At 37.3% G+C, this 17,692-nt stretch carries 17 protein-coding genes and 1 riboswitch; of the genes, 14 read left to right on the top strand and 3 right to left on the bottom strand.

Translation table 11 applies throughout. The annotated features are described in order from the left end of the window. Window positions 1-259 precede the first annotated feature (259 nt). Entirely contained in the window at window positions 260-1,633 is a 1,374-nt protein-coding gene (nox, locus tag HMPREF2634_RS06265) for a H2O-forming NADH oxidase (RefSeq protein WP_070836411.1), read from the top strand. 296 nt (window positions 1,634-1,929) lie between these two features. Here the strand turns inward: nox and HMPREF2634_RS06260 are convergent, their stop codons facing one another. Together HMPREF2634_RS06260 and HMPREF2634_RS06255 are read right to left on the bottom strand one after the other, a co-directional pair. Continuing rightward, complete coding sequence (locus HMPREF2634_RS06260) at window positions 1,930-3,240, bottom strand: sensor histidine kinase (RefSeq protein WP_070836407.1); 1,311 nt, start codon at window positions 3,238-3,240, stop codon at window positions 1,930-1,932. Next, entirely contained in the window at window positions 3,241-3,930 is a 690-nt protein-coding gene (locus tag HMPREF2634_RS06255; RefSeq protein ID WP_003024592.1) for a response regulator transcription factor, read from the bottom strand. Window positions 3,931-4,101: 171 nt separating this feature from the next. Here HMPREF2634_RS06255 and HMPREF2634_RS06250 point away from each other — a divergent pair, with 171 nt between their 5' ends. The 8 genes from HMPREF2634_RS06250 to HMPREF2634_RS06215 all read left to right on the top strand — a co-directional run bounded on the left by HMPREF2634_RS06250 (window position 4,102) and on the right by HMPREF2634_RS06215 (window position 12,907). Next, window positions 4,102-5,010: an ABC transporter ATP-binding protein gene (locus tag HMPREF2634_RS06250; protein ID WP_021001670.1), complete on the top strand. Its 909-nt coding sequence runs from the start codon at window positions 4,102-4,104 to the stop codon at window positions 5,008-5,010. Next, complete coding sequence (locus HMPREF2634_RS06245) at window positions 5,010-5,750, top strand: ABC transporter permease (protein WP_003024586.1); 741 nt, start codon at window positions 5,010-5,012, stop codon at window positions 5,748-5,750. Before HMPREF2634_RS06250 ends, HMPREF2634_RS06245 begins: the two co-directional genes overlap by 1 nt. Beyond that, window positions 5,747-6,475 carry an ABC transporter permease gene (locus HMPREF2634_RS06240; protein ID WP_003024584.1) on the top strand — a complete coding sequence of 243 codons (729 nt, stop codon included), beginning with the start codon at window positions 5,747-5,749 and terminating at the stop codon, window positions 6,473-6,475. The genes HMPREF2634_RS06245 and HMPREF2634_RS06240 overlap by 4 nt, the downstream gene beginning before the upstream one ends. A gap of 227 nt (window positions 6,476-6,702) precedes the next feature. Continuing rightward, the gene (locus tag HMPREF2634_RS06235; RefSeq protein WP_070836405.1) at window positions 6,703-8,259 is read left to right on the top strand and encodes a ClC family H(+)/Cl(-) exchange transporter; all 1,557 of its coding nucleotides are present in this window, start codon (window positions 6,703-6,705) and stop codon (window positions 8,257-8,259) included. Window positions 8,260-8,449: 190 nt separating this feature from the next. Beyond that, window positions 8,450-9,433: a GMP reductase gene (gene guaC / locus HMPREF2634_RS06230; protein WP_021001672.1), complete on the top strand. Its 984-nt coding sequence runs from the start codon at window positions 8,450-8,452 to the stop codon at window positions 9,431-9,433. Further along, a riboswitch (purine riboswitch) is annotated at window positions 9,429-9,524 on the top strand. Its footprint overlaps the gene before it by 5 nt. Before the next feature lie 99 nt (window positions 9,525-9,623). After that, window positions 9,624-10,205 carry a xanthine phosphoribosyltransferase gene (locus HMPREF2634_RS06225; protein ID WP_021001673.1) on the top strand — a complete coding sequence of 194 codons (582 nt, stop codon included), beginning with the start codon at window positions 9,624-9,626 and terminating at the stop codon, window positions 10,203-10,205. Further along, window positions 10,205-11,470, top strand: a complete 1,266-nt coding sequence (locus HMPREF2634_RS06220) for a nucleobase:cation symporter-2 family protein (RefSeq protein WP_021001674.1) — start codon at window positions 10,205-10,207, stop codon at window positions 11,468-11,470. The genes HMPREF2634_RS06225 and HMPREF2634_RS06220 overlap by 1 nt, the downstream gene beginning before the upstream one ends. 99 nt (window positions 11,471-11,569) lie before the next feature. After that, window positions 11,570-12,907, top strand: coding sequence for an MATE family efflux transporter (locus HMPREF2634_RS06215; protein ID WP_003024570.1), 1,338 nt, complete (start codon window positions 11,570-11,572; stop codon window positions 12,905-12,907). 79 nt (window positions 12,908-12,986) lie between these two features. Here the strand turns inward: HMPREF2634_RS06215 and HMPREF2634_RS06210 are convergent, their stop codons facing one another. Continuing rightward, entirely contained in the window at window positions 12,987-13,187 is a 201-nt protein-coding gene (locus tag HMPREF2634_RS06210; RefSeq protein WP_256381276.1) for a 4-oxalocrotonate tautomerase, read from the bottom strand. A 103-nt stretch (window positions 13,188-13,290) separates the two neighbouring features. On the opposite strand from HMPREF2634_RS06210, the gene HMPREF2634_RS06205 reads away from it, so the two are divergent. Genes HMPREF2634_RS06205 through glyA form a run of 5 tightly spaced genes read left to right on the top strand, consistent with a single transcriptional unit; the run spans window position 13,291 to window position 17,692 of the window. Then, window positions 13,291-13,875: a thymidine kinase gene (locus HMPREF2634_RS06205; RefSeq protein ID WP_003024566.1), complete on the top strand. Its 585-nt coding sequence runs from the start codon at window positions 13,291-13,293 to the stop codon at window positions 13,873-13,875. An 18-nt stretch (window positions 13,876-13,893) separates the two neighbouring features. Continuing rightward, window positions 13,894-14,973: a peptide chain release factor 1 gene (gene prfA, locus HMPREF2634_RS06200; protein WP_021001676.1), complete on the top strand. Its 1,080-nt coding sequence runs from the start codon at window positions 13,894-13,896 to the stop codon at window positions 14,971-14,973. Further along, window positions 14,973-15,803 carry a peptide chain release factor N(5)-glutamine methyltransferase gene (gene prmC, locus HMPREF2634_RS06195; RefSeq protein ID WP_021001677.1) on the top strand — a complete coding sequence of 277 codons (831 nt, stop codon included), beginning with the start codon at window positions 14,973-14,975 and terminating at the stop codon, window positions 15,801-15,803. Before prfA ends, prmC begins: the two co-directional genes overlap by 1 nt. Next, window positions 15,796-16,386, top strand: a complete 591-nt coding sequence (locus tag HMPREF2634_RS06190; protein ID WP_003034403.1) for an L-threonylcarbamoyladenylate synthase — start codon at window positions 15,796-15,798, stop codon at window positions 16,384-16,386. The genes prmC and HMPREF2634_RS06190 overlap by 8 nt, the downstream gene beginning before the upstream one ends. 49 nt (window positions 16,387-16,435) lie before the next feature. Next, window positions 16,436-17,692: a serine hydroxymethyltransferase gene (gene glyA, locus HMPREF2634_RS06185; protein ID WP_021001678.1), complete on the top strand. Its 1,257-nt coding sequence runs from the start codon at window positions 16,436-16,438 to the stop codon at window positions 17,690-17,692.

Genomic DNA, 17,692 nt, shown 5'->3' with positions numbered 1-17,692 from the left:
CACATCTATTATAACAGATAGATAACGTTTTCACAAACTTTTTTGTAGAAAATTTTCCGACAATTTCATATAGAATGGTCTTAACTAGAAACTTAAAATTTGAATGCATTGAGATTAGAAATGAAATCATTCATGAAAAGTTCTTTTAAATTGATAGAAAATGTAATATTTTTCAGTTTTATGAGCAAATATATTGTAAACGCTAACACGTAATGTTATAATGTTTTAGTAAATTAAAAATTAAGGTAGGAATTGCTCTATGAGTAAAATTGTTGTTATTGGTGCCAACCATGCTGGTACAGCTTGTATCAATACGATATTAGACAACTTCGGAAATGAAAACGAAGTTGTGGTGTTTGACCAAAATTCAAACATTTCCTTCTTAGGATGCGGAATGGCGCTTTGGATTGGTAAGCAAATTGACGGCCCAGAAGGATTGTTCTATTCAGATAAAGAAAAACTTGAAGCAAAAGGTGCAAAAGTTTATATGGAAAGTCCTGTTTTGTCAGTTGATTATGACAAAAAAGAAGTGATCGCACTTGTAAATGGTCAGGAACATCTTGAATCTTATGACAAATTGATTTTTGCGACTGGTTCACAACCAATTATCCCGCCAATCAAAGGTGTTGAACTTGTAGAAGGAAATCGTGAATTTAAAGCGACCCTAGAAAACGTTCAGTTTGTAAAATTGTATCAAAACTCTGCTGAAGTGATTGAAAAGCTGAAAAACAACGAAGGCATCAATCGGGTCGCTGTTGTTGGAGCCGGCTACATTGGTGTTGAACTGGCAGAAGCCTTTGAACGTCTCGGAAAAGAAGTAACCTTGATTGATGTGGCGGACACTTGTCTTGCTGGTTACTACGATCGTGAATTGTCTGATTTGATGAGTCAAAACTTGGCAGATCATGGTATTAAACTTGCCTATGGTCAAACTGTGCAAGCAGTTGAAGGTGAAGGCAAAGTTGAACGCATTGTAACAGATAAAGAAACATTTGACGTAGATATGGTCATTATGGCTGTTGGCTTCCGACCAAACACAGCTCTCGGCGCTGGCAAGATTGAACTTTTCCGTAATGGCGCCTTCCTTGTTGATAAAAAACAAGAAACAAGCATTCCAGGTGTTTATGCAGTTGGTGACTGTGCAACGATTTATGACAATTCCCTTGGTAAAATGAGCTACATTGCACTTGCTTCAAACGCTGTTCGTTCAGGTATTGTCGGAGCTTACAATGCTACTGGTCATGAGTTAGAAGGCATTGGTGTGCAAGGCTCAAACGGTATCAACATCTACGACCTTAAAATGGTTTCAACTGGTTTGACATTGGAAAAAGCAAAAGCTGCGGGTTATGACGCAGTTGAAACAGGCTTCAACGACCTTCAAAAGCCAGAATTTATCAAACACGATAACCATGAAGTAGCTATTCGTATCGTATTTGATAAAGATACACGTGTCATCCTTGGAGCACAAATGGCTTCGCACGAAGATATCTCAATGGGTATTCATCTCTTCTCACTCGCAATCCAAGAAAAAGTGACCATTGATAAATTGGCATTGACAGATATTTTCTTCCTGCCACACTTCAACAAACCTTATAATTACATCACGATGGCAGCATTAACAGCTGAAAAATAAAGATAAAATATTGAGTTTATAAAGCGTTTTTAATACAATTCGTATATAGTTGTTGACAAAGCATTTCAACATTAAAAGAGTGCAACTTTATTTGTGCACTCTTTTTTTGCGTATAACAGAAAAATTTTTGATAAATAGAATAGTATTGCTACTTATTTATCAAAAATTTACGATGATTAGACGAAAGAATACTTTGCCCCAAAAATAGCATTTAGAAATATTTAGAAGATAAATAATGTGTTGCGATGCTCCAAATGGTTAGTTTTCTGAGTGTAAGCTTGTTCTTAGGTAGGTCATCAGTCCTTTACTAAAGGTAAAGAAATGATGACTTTTAAGCCTGGCTGATTGTCTAAAAAAACAATTTCACCTTGATGTAATTTAATAATTTGTTTAGTGATAACCGTTCCCATACCATGTGATTCATAATTAGTCGATTTTTGATTTAGCTCAGTAATTTTTTGAGCTGTAATATCTCCTTGATCCGCAATGATGATGAGCACTTTATTATCAGATAATTGATAAGTCAGATCAATCTGGTTAGAACCGCTGTGTATGATACTATTAAGCAAGAGATTTCTAAAAGCTCTTTCTAGTAAAGTTACCTCTCCTTTTACCAACACTGCCTCGGTAGGCAAATCAAAATGAAGTGTAATTGTTTCATAATTATTCAATATATCGGCAATTACTGTTCGTAGGACTGCAACCAAATCAAGACTCGAAAATTCGGAGTGATGCTTTTGATTATCCAATAAGTAGCTCATATTGAGATTAGAAATCATTTCTTTCATAGTTTGAATCTGATTTTCAATTTCCTCCGTCTGCTTTCCTTTACCATATTGCTGCTCTAGCTGACTGTTATAACCTGATATGAGCATAAGAGGATTGCGTAAATCATGACTGACCCCTCTAATCCATTGCTCTTTCATCGTGTTGCTTTCTTCCAAAATATGAGAGGTTTCATTGAGAGCTGTCTTAATTTCAGAGAAATTTCCCTTTTCATTAAGAGCGATATTTTGACCTTGAGACAAAGAAGTGACAGCAGTAATAATCGGCTCCATCTCCTTTTTAATGCGCAACTTTGATCGGCTCAAAAGAATAAAAATAAGTAAAAGAATAATACCCAAGAAAACAAGTCCCAAACTGAGAAAATTCCTAATAAATTGCGTATTAGCATAGAAATTAAATTTTGCTAAGGAATGCTTTTTAGGATAGCCCAAAACTAAAATTTGCTGACCTCGTACATAGGAGAAAACAGGGTAATCTTCTAAATACCAGCGTGAAAATTTAACCATATCAGTATTCGTATAATGCCTTTTGAGTCCTTTAGGTAAATGATAAGATTGGACAATATTGCCATCTTGATTCAGTACCATAGCCCAAGTATTTTGTTTATCCATTTCAATTTTGCTGCTTTTATCAAAATTAAAATTATTCTGTTGACTCGATTGAGCGATTTTAGTGTAAAGTAGTTCCGGTTTTTCCTTTCCATAGAAACTAAAATAGGATGAGAAAACCAAACCATAAACAAAAATAAGTCCTATGATTAAAGCCAAGAGTAATAGAACATACCTGGTTAATAACTTAGTAAAAAATTTAACGGTATCCATTTAATTCACCTTTAGTTTGTAACCCAAACCTTTAACCGTTATTAAGCTTTCTGGTTTAGATGGATTGGCTTCGATCTTTTGTCGAATCTTACGAATATGAGCCATTAGGGTATTATCATAGCCTTGGTATTGTAAGCCCCAGACTTTTTCTAAGAGTTGGTCAAAAGTAACAATGCGATTCTTATTATCATATAAGACCTTAAGAATACTGTATTCCTTAGCTGTCAGCTGAATCTCTAGTTTTCCTTTGGTAATCAAGGCTTGGCTAAAATGCACCTGGCAAGCAGGCAAAACAAGGGTATCTTCCTTTTCGGGATAGGCTCTTTTTAAGATGGAAAGAATACGCAACTCCAAATCTCTTGGGCGGAAAGGCTTGATAATATAGTCATCTGCCCCTAGCTCAAAGCCCTGATATTGTTTTTCTATATCGGAGATTGCCGACAAAAACAAAACAGGAACCGTTGAAGTCTTACGGATACCTTTTAAAACTTCAAATCCTGATCCTTCAGGCAGCATAATGTCTAAAATAACTAAATCAAAAGATTTTTCTTCAAATTGCTCCAAAGCTTCTTTTTGTGATTGTACACTTGTTAGATTGCTAAAACCAGCAATGTTCAATGATTCTTGCACCATTTCTAAAATTTCTGGGTTATCGTCTAAAATTAAGATCTTCTTTTCTTTATAATTCATACTATTACCTCAATAAGACTAGTATAACACATTGCTTCCTTGGTCAAGGACTTTAAAGTAAAAATTAAGGAAGAATTAAGGTAATGAATAGGTTAAAATAAAGGAGTTTCATTATAATAAAAATAGCGAAAGGATATAACATCACTCTAAGATTTTTAAAGGAGAAAACAAATGAACAATTATATCGTTGAAACCAACCAATTAAGTAAGGATTTTTCAGGTGAAGTAGCCGTTAATCAGCTCTCTATTCATATTAGAAAAAATGAAATTTATGGTTTTTTAGGACCAAATGGTGCTGGTAAGAGCACTGCTATGAAAATGCTTTTGGGATTGTTGCAACCAACCTATGGTTCCATTAAGCTCTTTGGCAAAACCTTTAATAGCAATCAAATATCACTCCTCTCAAATGTAGGTTCCCTTATTGAGGAGCCCTCTTACTATGCTAATTTGACCGGCTATGAAAATCTTGAAATTATCCAAAAATTACTTAAATTACCAAAAAGAAATATTGATGAAGTCTTAAAGATTGTCAAACTTTTCGATCAAAAAGACAAGCTAGTTAAAAACTATTCACTAGGCATGAAACAACGTCTAGGAATTGCGCTAGCCATTGTTAAATTTCCTAAATTACTGATTCTGGATGAGCCAACTAATGGTTTAGATCCTGCTGGTATTCAAGAAATTCGTGAGCTCATCAAGTCATTACCACAAAAATACGATATGACTATCATCGTTTCTAGCCATATTCTTTCAGAAATTGAACAGATGGCTACGACTGTCGGTATTATTAATCATGGTCAATTACTTTTTGAAGGTCATCTATCTGACCTTGAAGAAGATGAAAAATATCTGTTTGAGACCAGTGATGATGTAACTGCTAAAAGAATACTAATGTTCAATGGTTTTAATTTGGATGATGACAAAAAATTGATTGTCAACGATAACGATAAAGTTAATATAGCCACTGCTATTCGACTCTTAGTTGAAAATGATGTTGATATTTATCAAGTTCGTATGATTCGTCGATCGCTGGAAGATGTTTTCCTTGATATGACAGGACGGGAAGGAAGTGTTTTGTAATGCTAAATTTACAATTAGAATTTATCAAATTAAAAAGACGTTCTTTCTTGCTATCTTTGATTGCTATTGTAGCAGTGGGCTTGATTTGGAGTGGCGTTGTTATCAAATATGAATTACCTAAAACGCATGAGGCCTATAATGCCATTTATACCATGACTTACTTGAATGATTGTATTTTGCCACTTTTCATTGCAGTTTTAGCGTCTAGACTACTGGAATTGGAACATCTAGGCAAAACTTTTAAACTCTTGCAAACCAGTAACGAAAGTCCTTGGCAACTTTTTAAGGCTAAATTGACTGTGATGGCTATTTTTGCCTTTGTTGTCAGTTTGATTCAAACGCTTTTTCTGAAATTTATTATTCAAGGCATGCAGGTCAGTGTGACACCTGTTTCATTGAGTCTCTTTTTGTTCACAACTTTTTTGGTTTGTCTCTTTCTGTCTTGTTTACATCTTTGCTTAGCTTTTATCTATCCAAAGCCAAGTGTGACAGTGGTAACAGGCTTAATTGGTTCCTTCCTGTCATTTGTAGGTATCGGTGCGTTACCATTTCCTATTCGTATTTTCATTCCTTGGCAATATTTCTCTATGATGGGAATCGCTAAACGGGTGGCTGGAACTAACACTTATCTTTTTCAATATGATAATGCTTATCCCTTTAAATTAGTCACATTATTGCTTATCATTTTTTTAAGCATCTTTGTCAGTAAAAAACTCATTGGAAAGGCGGATCTATTATGATTATTTTTGAATTTAAAAAAATCAAAAAAAGTGCTATTCCGATAACGCTAATCTTCTTTAACCTTGTTGGGTCCTTATTGGGAGCAATGATTTACGCTCTCAATCGAAAGGTGCTCCTAGATGGTACACAAGCTCGCGTCCTTTGGGGACAAACAGTTTTCTATTCCTCGCAGATATTTACTCCTATTCTGATCGGGATTATCTGTTCCATCAGTTGTCAATTCGAGGAAAGTAATAAAAACTGGCAGCGCTTATTAAGTATTCCGGTTAAAGCCAATCGTATCATTTTATCAAAAATCACCAGCTTATCACTAGTCATGGCTATTAGTCAACTGATAGTTCTTCTCTTTTATATTATCAGCGCTTTGGTTTTGAAGGTACCTTTTGCAAATTATCTACTGGACTTTTTGCTTTGGTCTATCACAGGTTGGATAGCAACCATTACTATTGTCACCATTCAAATTTTTCTTAGTATTCGCTTAAAAAATTTCGCAGTGCCTATTCTTATATCAGCCATTTTGGCTATAGCAGGGCTTATGACCCTATTTATTGGACAAGGTCTTTTTAGCATTTTCCCTTATGCTCAGATTGCTGTTGGTGATCGAGCTCGTTCTTTAGTCCCTTTTACCTTATCTGAATTTATCCTTTTCTTAGTTGTCAATGGTGCTTATATTTTTGTCTTCTATACCTTAGCAGTTAGACAGCTTAAAAAGAGATTTATTTAATCTCATTTATAGTAAAAAACAAGAAGAAAGCGAAGATTTATCGTAATTGTTATACAATTAATGATCAGCAAATAAACAGTGTAGAGATTTAATAAGGATATTATCATAAACCAGTTTCGCATGAAGCTGGTTTGATTTTTTCTCTAGACTTCATTTTCTAAAATAATTTCTATAAGCAATAAGAAAAATTATGCTAAAATAGAAGGAGAACATATTGGGAGGTAATGATGTCTGTTCAGACAGAAAAGGGAACATCAAATACCAAGAAAGAATTTGCGTTTACATCTAGTTCGGTTATTCTGCAAGTTTCAAGAGGAATTTTAGTCGGGATTATTGTAGGTGCAATTGTCGGTTCTTTTCGTTTTTTGATTGAAAAGGGATTTCATATTGTTCAACATTTCTATCAGCAAGGGCATGATAGTATGATTTGGTTTGCTTTTATTCTGTTATTTTATGCTTGCGTGATTTGGATAAGTGCAAAGTTAACGCTCTCGGAAAAGGATATTAAAGGTTCTGGAATTCCGCAAGTAGAAGCAGAGCTGAAAGGTCTGATGAGCTTATCATGGTGGAGCGTTCTCTGGAAAAAATATATTCTGGGTGTTTTAGCCATTGCAAGTGGCTTAATGTTAGGACGTGAAGGTCCAAGTATCCAGCTGGGAGCAATGGGTGGAAAAGGAATTGCCAAACATCTTCATTTAAGCCCTGTGGAAGAGCGTTCTTTGATTGCTAGTGGAGCGGCAGCAGGGCTGGCAGCAGCTTTTAATGCTCCGATTGCGGGATTACTGTTTGTTATTGAGGAAGTCTATCATCATTTTTCGCGTTTCTTTTGGGTCTCGTCTTTGGCGGCAAGTTTAACGGCGAATTTTGTTTCACTTATGATTTTTGGAATGACCCCTGTATTAAATATGCCAGATAATATTCCTCTGATGGGACTAGGGCAATACTGGCTTTATTTGTTGTTAGGAATTTTTCTTGGTTTTTCAGGATTTTTATATGAAAAAGTTGTTTTAGCTATGCCTCGCATTTATGATATGATTGGAGAAGTTTTGCACCTTTCTCCGCAATATTATCCTATTATAGCTTTTATTTTCATTTTGCCAGTAGGATATTTCCTTCTACAGCTTTTAGGCGGTGGCAATCAACTGGTTCTCTCTTTAACCAGTCAACACTATCTGCTATTAACATTAGTGATGTTTTTCGTTATTCGCTTTATCTGGAGTATGATTAGTTATGGTAGTGGGCTTCCTGGTGGTATTTTTCTCCCCATTTTAGCTCTTGGCTCTCTTTTGGGAGCAATTGTTGGTGTCGTTTGTGTGCAATTAGGCTTTGCAACACAAGAGCAATTTCCTATTTTTATTATTTTAGGTATGAGCGGCTACTTTGGTGCAATTTCTAAAGCTCCATTGATAGCAATTATCTTGGTGACTGAGATGGTTGGAGATATACGAAACCTCATGCCTCTTGGTTTAGTGACTTTAGTGGCATATGTTGTAATGGATTTATTAGGCGGAGCACCTGTGTATGAAGCTATGCTAGAGCGAATGCTTCCAGATAGTGTGGCAGATGACGGAGAGACAACCCTTATCGAAATTCCTGTCTCTGAAAAAATAGCCGGCAAGCAAGTTCATGAGTTGGAGTTGCCAAGAGATATTCTAATTACCATGCAACACCACAACGGAAAGAACCAAACAGTGAATGGCAGCACGCGCCTGTATCTAGGAGATATGATTTATGTGGTATTGAAAAAATCAGATATTGGACGCATTAAAGATTTACTCTTGTAAAAGAGGGAGACCTCTTTTTTTTAGAATCTGAAAGAACAACTCGCAATTTCCGAATGATAAAAAATATTATACGTCATTATATTGTAATTTCTGTACCTTGTGTTATAATACTAAAGGAAACGTCAGGAAAGACGTAGCGATGCGAAAGCATAGGTAGGTCATTTTTAGCATAAAATTAAAGGAGAATGATATGCTGAACGAATTTCCTATTTTTGACTATGAAGATATCCAATTGATTCCGAATAAATGTATCATCAAAAGCCGCTCAGAAGCAGATACGACAGTTACTTTTGGGAATCATACTTTTAAACTTCCTGTTGTTCCAGCTAACATGCAAACAATTCTGGATGAAGATGTAGCAGAAAAATTGGCGAAAAGTGGCTATTTCTACATCATGCACCGTTTTGACGAAGCTGGCCGCATTCCTTTCGTCAAGCGTATGCATGAGCAAGGACTGATTGCGTCTATTTCGGTTGGTGTGAAAGATTATGAATATGATTTTGTTAGCCAGTTGAAAGAAGATGCTCCAGAATACATCACGATTGATATTGCGCATGGGCATTCAGATAGTGTGATTGATATGATTCAGCACATCAAAAAAGAACTCCCTGATACTTTCGTGATTGCAGGAAATGTCGGGACACCAGAAGCTGTTCGTGAGCTGGAAAATGCTGGAGCAGATGCAACCAAAGTTGGTATTGGGCCAGGGAAAGTTTGTATCACAAAAGTAAAAACTGGTTTTGGTACAGGTGGCTGGCAATTAGCGGCTCTTCGTTGGTGTGCAAAAGCTGCTCGCAAACCGATTATTGCGGACGGTGGTATTCGTACGCATGGCGACATTGCCAAATCTATTCGCTTTGGTGCTACCATGGTGATGATTGGTTCCCTATTCGCAGGTCATATCGAAAGCCCAGGTCAAACGGTCGAAGTAGACGGTGAACAATTCAAGGAGTATTATGGTTCGGCTTCAGAGTACCAAAAGGGTACGTATAAGAATGTGGAAGGAAAGAAAATTCTTTTACCGGTTAAAGGACATTTAGCTGACACTTTGGTTGAAATGGAGCAGGATTTGCAAAGTGCTATTTCCTATGCTGGCGGAAGAGACTTAGCTGGTCTTAAGCACGTAGATTACGTCATTGTGAAAAATTCTATTTGGAACGGTGATGCGCATTAATAATAAAATAATTACTTATTTATATTACGAATTTGGCGTAATGTTTCTACAAGGCACCTAATGTCTAACAATAAGTAAGTCTTCAACTTTCCTGCTATGTTTTTAGCAAGGAATTTTGTATTCAGTTGGGTAACCAATTGTTTTAGGCTTGCTTTTGGCAAGCCTTTTGTTTTTTCTAAAAGGAGATTTTATGAAATTATTAGAAGAACGTATCCTAAAAGATGGAAATGTTTTAGGAGAAAATATTTTAAAAGTGGATTCATTTCTGACTCACCAAGTCGATTTCAACTTGATGAAAGAAATTGGTAAAGTGTTTGCAACCTATTTTCGCTCGGCTGGTATTACAAAAGTTGTGACAATTGAAGCATCTGGCATCGCACCTGCTATTTATACAGCAGAAGCATTGGGCGTTCCGATGATTTTTGCGAAAAAGTCAAAAAACATTACTATGACGGAAGATATTTTGACGACAGAGGTCTATTCTTTTACCAAACAAGTGACAAGTACGGTCTCAATTGCAGGGAAATTTTTAAATCATCATGATAAAGTGCTTATTGTCGATGATTTTCTAGCAAATGGGCAAGCAGCTAAAGGGCTTGTTAATATCATTGAACAATCAGGTGCCCATGTGGAAGCGATTGGTATTGTGATTGAAAAATCATTCCAAGAAGGAAGAAAGTTGCTAGAAGAAGATAAGCGAAAAGTCGTTTCGTTGGCTCGTATTCAAAAATTTGAAAATGGAAAAGTTGTATTTATGGAGGCTGATGCATAATGGAACTGAAAGAAGAAAAACATTCACAGGCAGCTGTCTTAGGTTTGCAGCACTTATTAGCAATGTACTCTGGGTCAATCCTTGTACCCATTATGATTGCTGGTGCGCTAGGTTATTCGAGCCAACAGTTGACCTATCTCATCTCCACAGATATTTTTATGTGTGGTGTGGCAACGTTTTTGCAATTGCAACTCAATAAATATTTCGGAATTGGCCTGCCAGTCGTACTTGGAGTTGCTTTTCAATCGGTTGCACCTCTGATTATGATTGGTCAAAAACATGGAAGCGGAGCTATGTTTGGAGCGCTCATCGTTTCCGGTATCTACGTTCTTTTGATTGCAGGCATTTTTTCTAAAATTGCTAATTTCTTTCCACCAATTGTGACGGGCTCAGTGATTACAACTATTGGTTTGACACTTATTCCTGTTGCGATTGGCAATATGGGGAATAATAGTGAAAAACCAACTGCACAAAGTTTGCTGTTGGCTGTTGTCACGATTTTAATTATACTGTTAGTAAATATCTTTGCGAAAGGCTTTCTAAAATCCATTTCCATTCTGATTGGCTTAATTATTGGAACGATTATTGCCAGCTTTATGGGCTTAGTAGATTTTGCGCCAGTAACTCAAGCTCCTCTTGTACATGTTCCGACACCGTTTTATTTTGGAATACCTAAGTTTGAACTTTCATCCATCGTCATGATGTGTATTATCGCAACAGTTTCTTTGGTAGAATCAACAGGTGTTTATTTTGCACTTTCAGATATTACAAACGAAAAGTTAGATAGCATTCGTCTGCGAAATGGTTATCGTGCAGAAGGACTTGCAGTGCTTCTTGGCGGTATTTTTAACACTTTCCCTTATACAGGATTTTCACAAAATGTTGGTTTGGTCAAACTTTCTGGAATTAAAACACGGCTCCCAATCTATTATGCAGCAGGATTCTTAGTCTTGTTAGGATTGGTACCGAAATTCGGAGCTTTGGCACAAATCATCCCAAGTCCTGTACTCGGTGGTGCTATGCTTGTCATGTTTGGTTTTGTTTCTGTTCAGGGAATGCAAATGCTAGCGCGAGTTGATTTTGAACACAATGAACACCATTTCTTGATTGCCGCTGTATCTATTTCCGCAGGAGTCGGCCTAAATGGAAGCAATCTTTTTAACAGTTTGCCAACTGGCTTGCAAATGTTTTTCTCAAATGGAATTGTTATGGCGAGCGTCATTGCGATTGTATTGAATCTTATTTTAAATCGTGAGAAGAGATAAAGCTCGGCAAGAGGCTGGGAGGATTTCCTCCTAGCTTTTTTGACTATTCTAAGTGCTTATAGTATAGTTAAGAGAGAAAGTATTGTTTGAGGAGATTGTATGTACCAAGCTCGCAATTTAAAAGAAAGAATGACCTTATTTATCTCGATTTTTTTGCCAATTTTGATTTATCAACTGGCCAATTTTTCAGCCTCGTTTGTGGATACAACCATGACAGGGCAATACCATACGTTGCATTTGGCGGGAGTTTCAATGGCGACTAGCTTATGGAGTCCGTTTTTTACTTTTTTGACTGGTATTGTCTCAGCCTTGGTTCCGATTATTGGACATCATCTAGGACAAAAACAGGAAGAAAAAATCGCTTCTGATTTTTATCAGTTTATTTATTTATCTCTCGGCTTGTCTCTTCTCTTGTTTGGGCTCGTTTTTCTAGGTGCACCGCTTGTTTTGTCCAATATTGGATTAGAACCATTAGTAGCAGAAGTCTCTATACACTACCTCTGGTATTTGGCATTTGGTATTATCCCTTTGCTTTTATTTAGTGTTGTACGCTCTTTATTAGATGCATTAGGATTGACAAGATTATCCATGTATCTTATGTTGCTCTTGCTACCGTTGAATGCCAGTTTTAACTACATTTTAATTTATGGAGCATTTGGCTTCCCAGAAATGGGTGGATCAGGAGCGGGGCTAGGGACTTCGTTGGCTTACTGGGTGCTGTTAGTCCTTTCGGTGGTAGTTGCCAAAAGACATCCTAGAATAAAAAAATATCAATTATGGAAAATTCGTCCTTTAGACAAAAAAGAGTTGCTGGAAGGGATTCGTCTCGGTTTTCCTATTGGCGGAACTGTCTTTGCAGAAGTTGTGATATTTTCAGTCGTAGGTTTGCTTATGGCTAAGTTTTCTTCGTTAATCATTGCCAGCCACCAATCTGCTATTAGTTTTTCCAATCTTATGTATGCTTTTCCTATGAGCATTTCTAATGCTATGGCGATTATCGTTTCTTACGAAATTGGCGCAAAGCGTCTAGACTATGTCAGAAAATATTGTGTTTTGGGAAGATTGACTGCGCTTGGGTTCGCTGTTTTCACGCTGACATTTTTATATCTTTTCCGTTATCAAGTCGCTTCATTATATGGAACCAACAAAGAATTCATTCGTCTGACATCGGTTTTCTTAACTTATAGTTTGTTTTTTCAATTAGCAGATACTTTCGCAGCGCCTCTTCAAGGAATTTTACGTGGTTATAAGGATACAAAAGTGCCATTTTATTTGGGATTGATTGGCTATTGGGGGGTGTCGCTACCAGTTGGGTTACTATTGGATCACACGACAAATTTAGGTCCCTTTGCTTATTGGATTGGTTTAATCTCTAGTCTGGTCGTTAGTGGCATTTTATACCAACTTCGTCTTAATCATATTCAAAAACGAAATTAGCTTAAATGTTGCATCTACATCATTTATCATTCTGAATTAAAAAAGAATCTCAGATTTTTATCCAAGATTCTTTTTTTTGTTATTTTGTACGCATTTCACCTTGTGGGAAATAAGTCCCTTCTGGCATGTCGTTGATGATGACATGAACAGCAGATTGTGGCGCGCCAGTATTTTTCACGATAGCAGCAGTAACTTCTTTTGCAAGAGCTTTCTTTTGTTCTAACGTGCGTCCTTCAAATAAATCAATTCTGACAAATGGCATATGGTTTCTCCTTTTTATTTTTGATATTTTTATTTTATCACAAATTAGGTTTTAAAGCGTGTCAGAATGTGGTAAAATAAGAAGTATTAAAAATTGGAGAATTTGGAACGAATTAAAGAAAATGGCTCAGTTGTATTATAAATATGGCACGATGAATTCGGGCAAAACAATCGAAATTTTAAAAGTAGCACACAACTATGAAGAACAAGGCAAAGGTGTTGTCATTATGACGAGCGCACTTGATACACGTGACGGTTTTGGCGTTGTTTCTAGTCGTATCGGAATGAAGCGAAAAGCAATTGCAATAGCAGAAGATACTGATATTTTCCACTTTATTCAGGAAATGCCCGAAAAGCCTTATTGTGTATTGATTGATGAAGCGCAGTTTCTATCTCGTCGTCATGTCTATGACTTAGCGAGGGTAGTTGACGAATTAAACGTACCAGTTATGGCTTTTGGTTTGAAAAATGATTTTCGCAATGAGTTATTTGAAGGCTCGAAATATCTCTTGCTTCTAGCAGATAAAATTGATGAGATTAAAACAATTTGTCAATTTTGCTCCAAAAAAGCAACCATGGTATTAAGAACAACGAATGGTAAGCCGGTCTATGAAGGTGAGCAAATTCAAATCGGTGGGAATGAAACATATATTCCTGTCTGTCGGAAGCATTATTTTAAGCCAGAAATTGACGAAATGAAGAGTTAAGGAGAGGTGTAGCAAACGATGAATATTTATGAACAACTACAAGCCGTTGAAGATCGCTATGAAGAGTTGGGAGAACTTCTGAGTGACCCAGATGTTGTTAGTGACACCAAGCGTTTTATGGAATTGTCCAAAGAAGAAGCGAGTACACGCGATACGGTAGCAACTTATCGTGAATATAAAAGGGTGCTCCAAAACATCACAGATGCTGAGGAAATGATCAAAGGCGCTTCTGGTGATACTGATTTGGAAGAAATGGCAAAGCAAGAGCTCAAAGACGCAAAAGCTGAAAAAGAAGAATACGAGGAAAAATTGAAAATTCTTCTTTTACCAAAAGATCCAAACGACGATAAAAATATCATCTTAGAAATTCGTGGTGCAGCAGGAGGTGACGAAGCCTCGCTCTTTGCCGGTGATCTTCTGACAATGTATCAAAAATACGCCGAATCGCAAGGCTGGAAATTCGAGGTTATGGAAGCCTCTATGAATGGAGTCGGTGGCTTCAAAGAAGTAGTAGCGATGGTTTCTGGTCAATCCGTTTATTCCAAACTAAAATACGAATCAGGTGCTCATCGTGTACAGCGTGTCCCAGTGACAGAAAGTCAAGGACGAGTTCACACTTCGACAGCAACAGTCTTAGTCATGCCTGAAGTTGAAGAAGTGGAATATGATATTGATCCAAAAGATCTTCGGATTGACATTTATCACGCTTCTGGTGCTGGCGGTCAGAATGTCAACAAAGTTGCAACAGCCGTTCGGATCGTTCATTTGCCTACAAATATTAAGGTTGAAATGCAGGAAGAACGAACCCAACAAAAGAATCGCGACAAAGCTATGAAGATCATCCGTGCGCGTGTAGCGGATCATTTTGCGCAAATTGCGCAAGACGAGCAAGATGCCGAGCGGAAATCAACTATTGGTACTGGAGACCGATCGGAGCGGATTCGTACCTATAATTTTCCACAAAATCGTGTGACAGATCACCGTATTGGTTTAACGCTGCAAAAGCTAGATACGATTTTAGCTGGAAAATTAGATGAAATCGTGGACGCCTTGGTATTGTATGACCAAACACAAAAACTAGAAGAATTGAATAAATAATGAAATTAGCTCAAATTCTTGCTGAAATGGAAAAACAGCTTGAAGCAGTTGGCGAAGAAGCTGAAAGCCTCTCCTTTACCTTTCGGTCTTTGAGAAACTTATCCTTCACCCAATTTGTGCTGAAAATGCAAGCAGAAGCAACAGCAGATGATATAGAATTACTGAAAAAGATTCAATCTCAATTATTGGTTCATAAACCTGCCCAATACATTATTGGGAACGCAGCATTTCATGGACATTCGTTCAAAGTAGATGAACGAGTGCTAATTCCCCGACCAGAAACTGAGGAATTGGTCAACCTTATCTTGTCTGAAAATCAAAATAGCAGTCTGAAAGTTTTGGATATTGGCACTGGAAGTGGAGCAATTGCTCTATCTTTGGCTGCTGAGCGTGCGAATTGGCAGGTCACGGCTTCCGACATTTCCCAAGATGCTCTGGATTTGGCGCAAGAAAATGCGGAAGCAATTGATGTAGCAATTGATTTTGTTCAGTCTGATTGTTTTCAGGTAATTACAGGAAAGTATGATATTATTGTATCCAATCCGCCCTATATTTCAGAGACGGACAGAGAAGAAGTAGGACTAAATGTACTTGCTTCAGAACCTCATCTTGCTCTTTTTGCTGAAGAAGACGGGTATGCTGTTTATCGAAAAATTGCTGAGAACGCCCAAAAACATTTGACAGAAAAAGGAAAAATCTATCTCGAAATTGGCTACAAGCAAGGGGAACATGTAAAAAAATTATTTGAGTCTGCATTTCCAAAAATGAGAATTCGCGTCTTGCAAGATCAATTCGGAAAAGATAGAATGGTAATGGTAGATAATGGATAAAATTGAGGAAATACTGAGCAGCGGAGGAGCGGTCGTGCTGCCAACAGAGACTGTATATGGTTTATTTTGTAAAGCACTGGATGAGCAGGCCGTCAGTCATGTCTATGACTTAAAAGGCAGACCTCGCGAAAAGGCCTTGAATTTAAATGTTTCAAGCTTAGAAGAAATTTATCAATTTTCCAAACATCAGCCTCAGTATTTAAAAAAGCTCTATCAAGCCTTTCTACCCGGTCCTTTGACCATTATTTTACAAGCTAATGAACAAGTTCCGATTTGGGTAAATTCAGGTATGAAAACAATTGGTTTTCGTGTCCCTAGTCATCCTAAAACATTGGACTTGATTAGAAAATTTGGACCTCTCATTGGTCCGTCCGCAAATTTATCTGGAAAGAGTAGCGGAGTAAACTTCCAGCAAATTATGACCGATTTCAATCACGAAGTTCTTGGTATAGAAGATGATGCTTTTCTAACAGGACAGGATTCAACTATTTTGGATTTATCTGGTGAAACAGCATATATTCTACGCCAAGGTGCTGTCACTTGCGAAGAAATTCTCGCTAAAATTCCAGAAATTCACTTCTAAACCTTGACTAAATAGGTTTTAGCCCCGCTTTAAGAGAAGGGAGACTCTTATGATTTTTGACCATAAAAACTATAAAGAATATGACGCTGAGCTTTGGGAAGCCATTGCTGCAGAAGAAAAACGTCAGCAAAACAATATTGAATTGATTGCTTCAGAAAACGTTGTTTCAAAAGCTGTTATGGCAGCACAAGGTTCTATTTTAACCAATAAATATGCCGAAGGTTATCCAGGTCGTCGCTATTATGGTGGTACGGACGTTGTGGATGTGATTGAGACATTAGCAATTGAACGTGCTAAAGAAATTTTTGGAGCAAAATTTGCCAATGTTCAACCCCACTCAGGCAGTCAGGCGAATTGTGCGGCTTATATGGCCTTAATTGAGCCAGGTGATACAGTAATGGGAATGGATCTTGCAGCAGGCGGACATTTGACACATGGCGCAGCTGTTAGCTTCTCTGGGAAAACCTATAACTTTGTGCCTTATAATGTCGATCCTGAAACGGAACTTTTAGATTTTGATGCTATTTTGGCGCAGGCTAAAGAAGTCAAACCTAAATTGATTGTTGCAGGTGCTTCTGCCTATTCACATATTATTGATTTTGCTAAATTCCGTGAAATTGCAGATACTGTCGGAGCCAAACTCATGGTAGACATGGCTCATATTGCCGGTTTAGTTGCTGCTGGTTTGCATCCAAGTCCAGTACCGTATGCACATATTACGACAACTACCACTCATAAAACCCTTCGAGGACCTCGTGGCGGCTTAATTTTGACCAACGATGAAGAATTGGCGAAAAAGATTAATTCCGCAATCTTCCCAGGAATTCAAGGAGGACCGCTAGAGCATGTCGTAGCAGCTAAAGCAGCTGCTTTCAAAGAAGTATTGGATTCAGATTTCAAAGTTTATGCTCAGCAGATTTTAGATAATGCTAAGGCAATGGTTCAAGTATTCCAACAACATGGTAATTTCCGTGTCATTTCAGGCGGTACGGAGAATCATCTTTTCCTTGTGGATGTGACCAAAGTCGTTGAAAATGGAAAAGTCGCTCAGAACCTTTTGGATGATGTCCATATCACTCTCAACAAAAACTCTATCCCTTATGAAACCTTATCTCCATTTAAAACAAGTGGCATTCGGATCGGAACTGCAGCTATTGCAGCTCGTGGCTTTGGGGTAGCTGAAAGTACTAAAGTAGCAGAATTGATCATCAAAACTTTAGAAAATGCAGAGAATGAAGCTGTTTTACAGCAGGTTTGTGCAGAAGTTAAAGAATTGACCGATGCCTTTCCACTATATGAGGACTGA

The organism is Streptococcus sp. HMSC034B03 (genome assembly GCF_001838575.1).
Lineage (GTDB): Bacteria > Bacillota > Bacilli > Lactobacillales > Streptococcaceae > Streptococcus > Streptococcus anginosus.
Note: the sequence above shows the minus strand (reverse complement) of the source record. Positions and strands in the feature narration are given on the sequence as shown.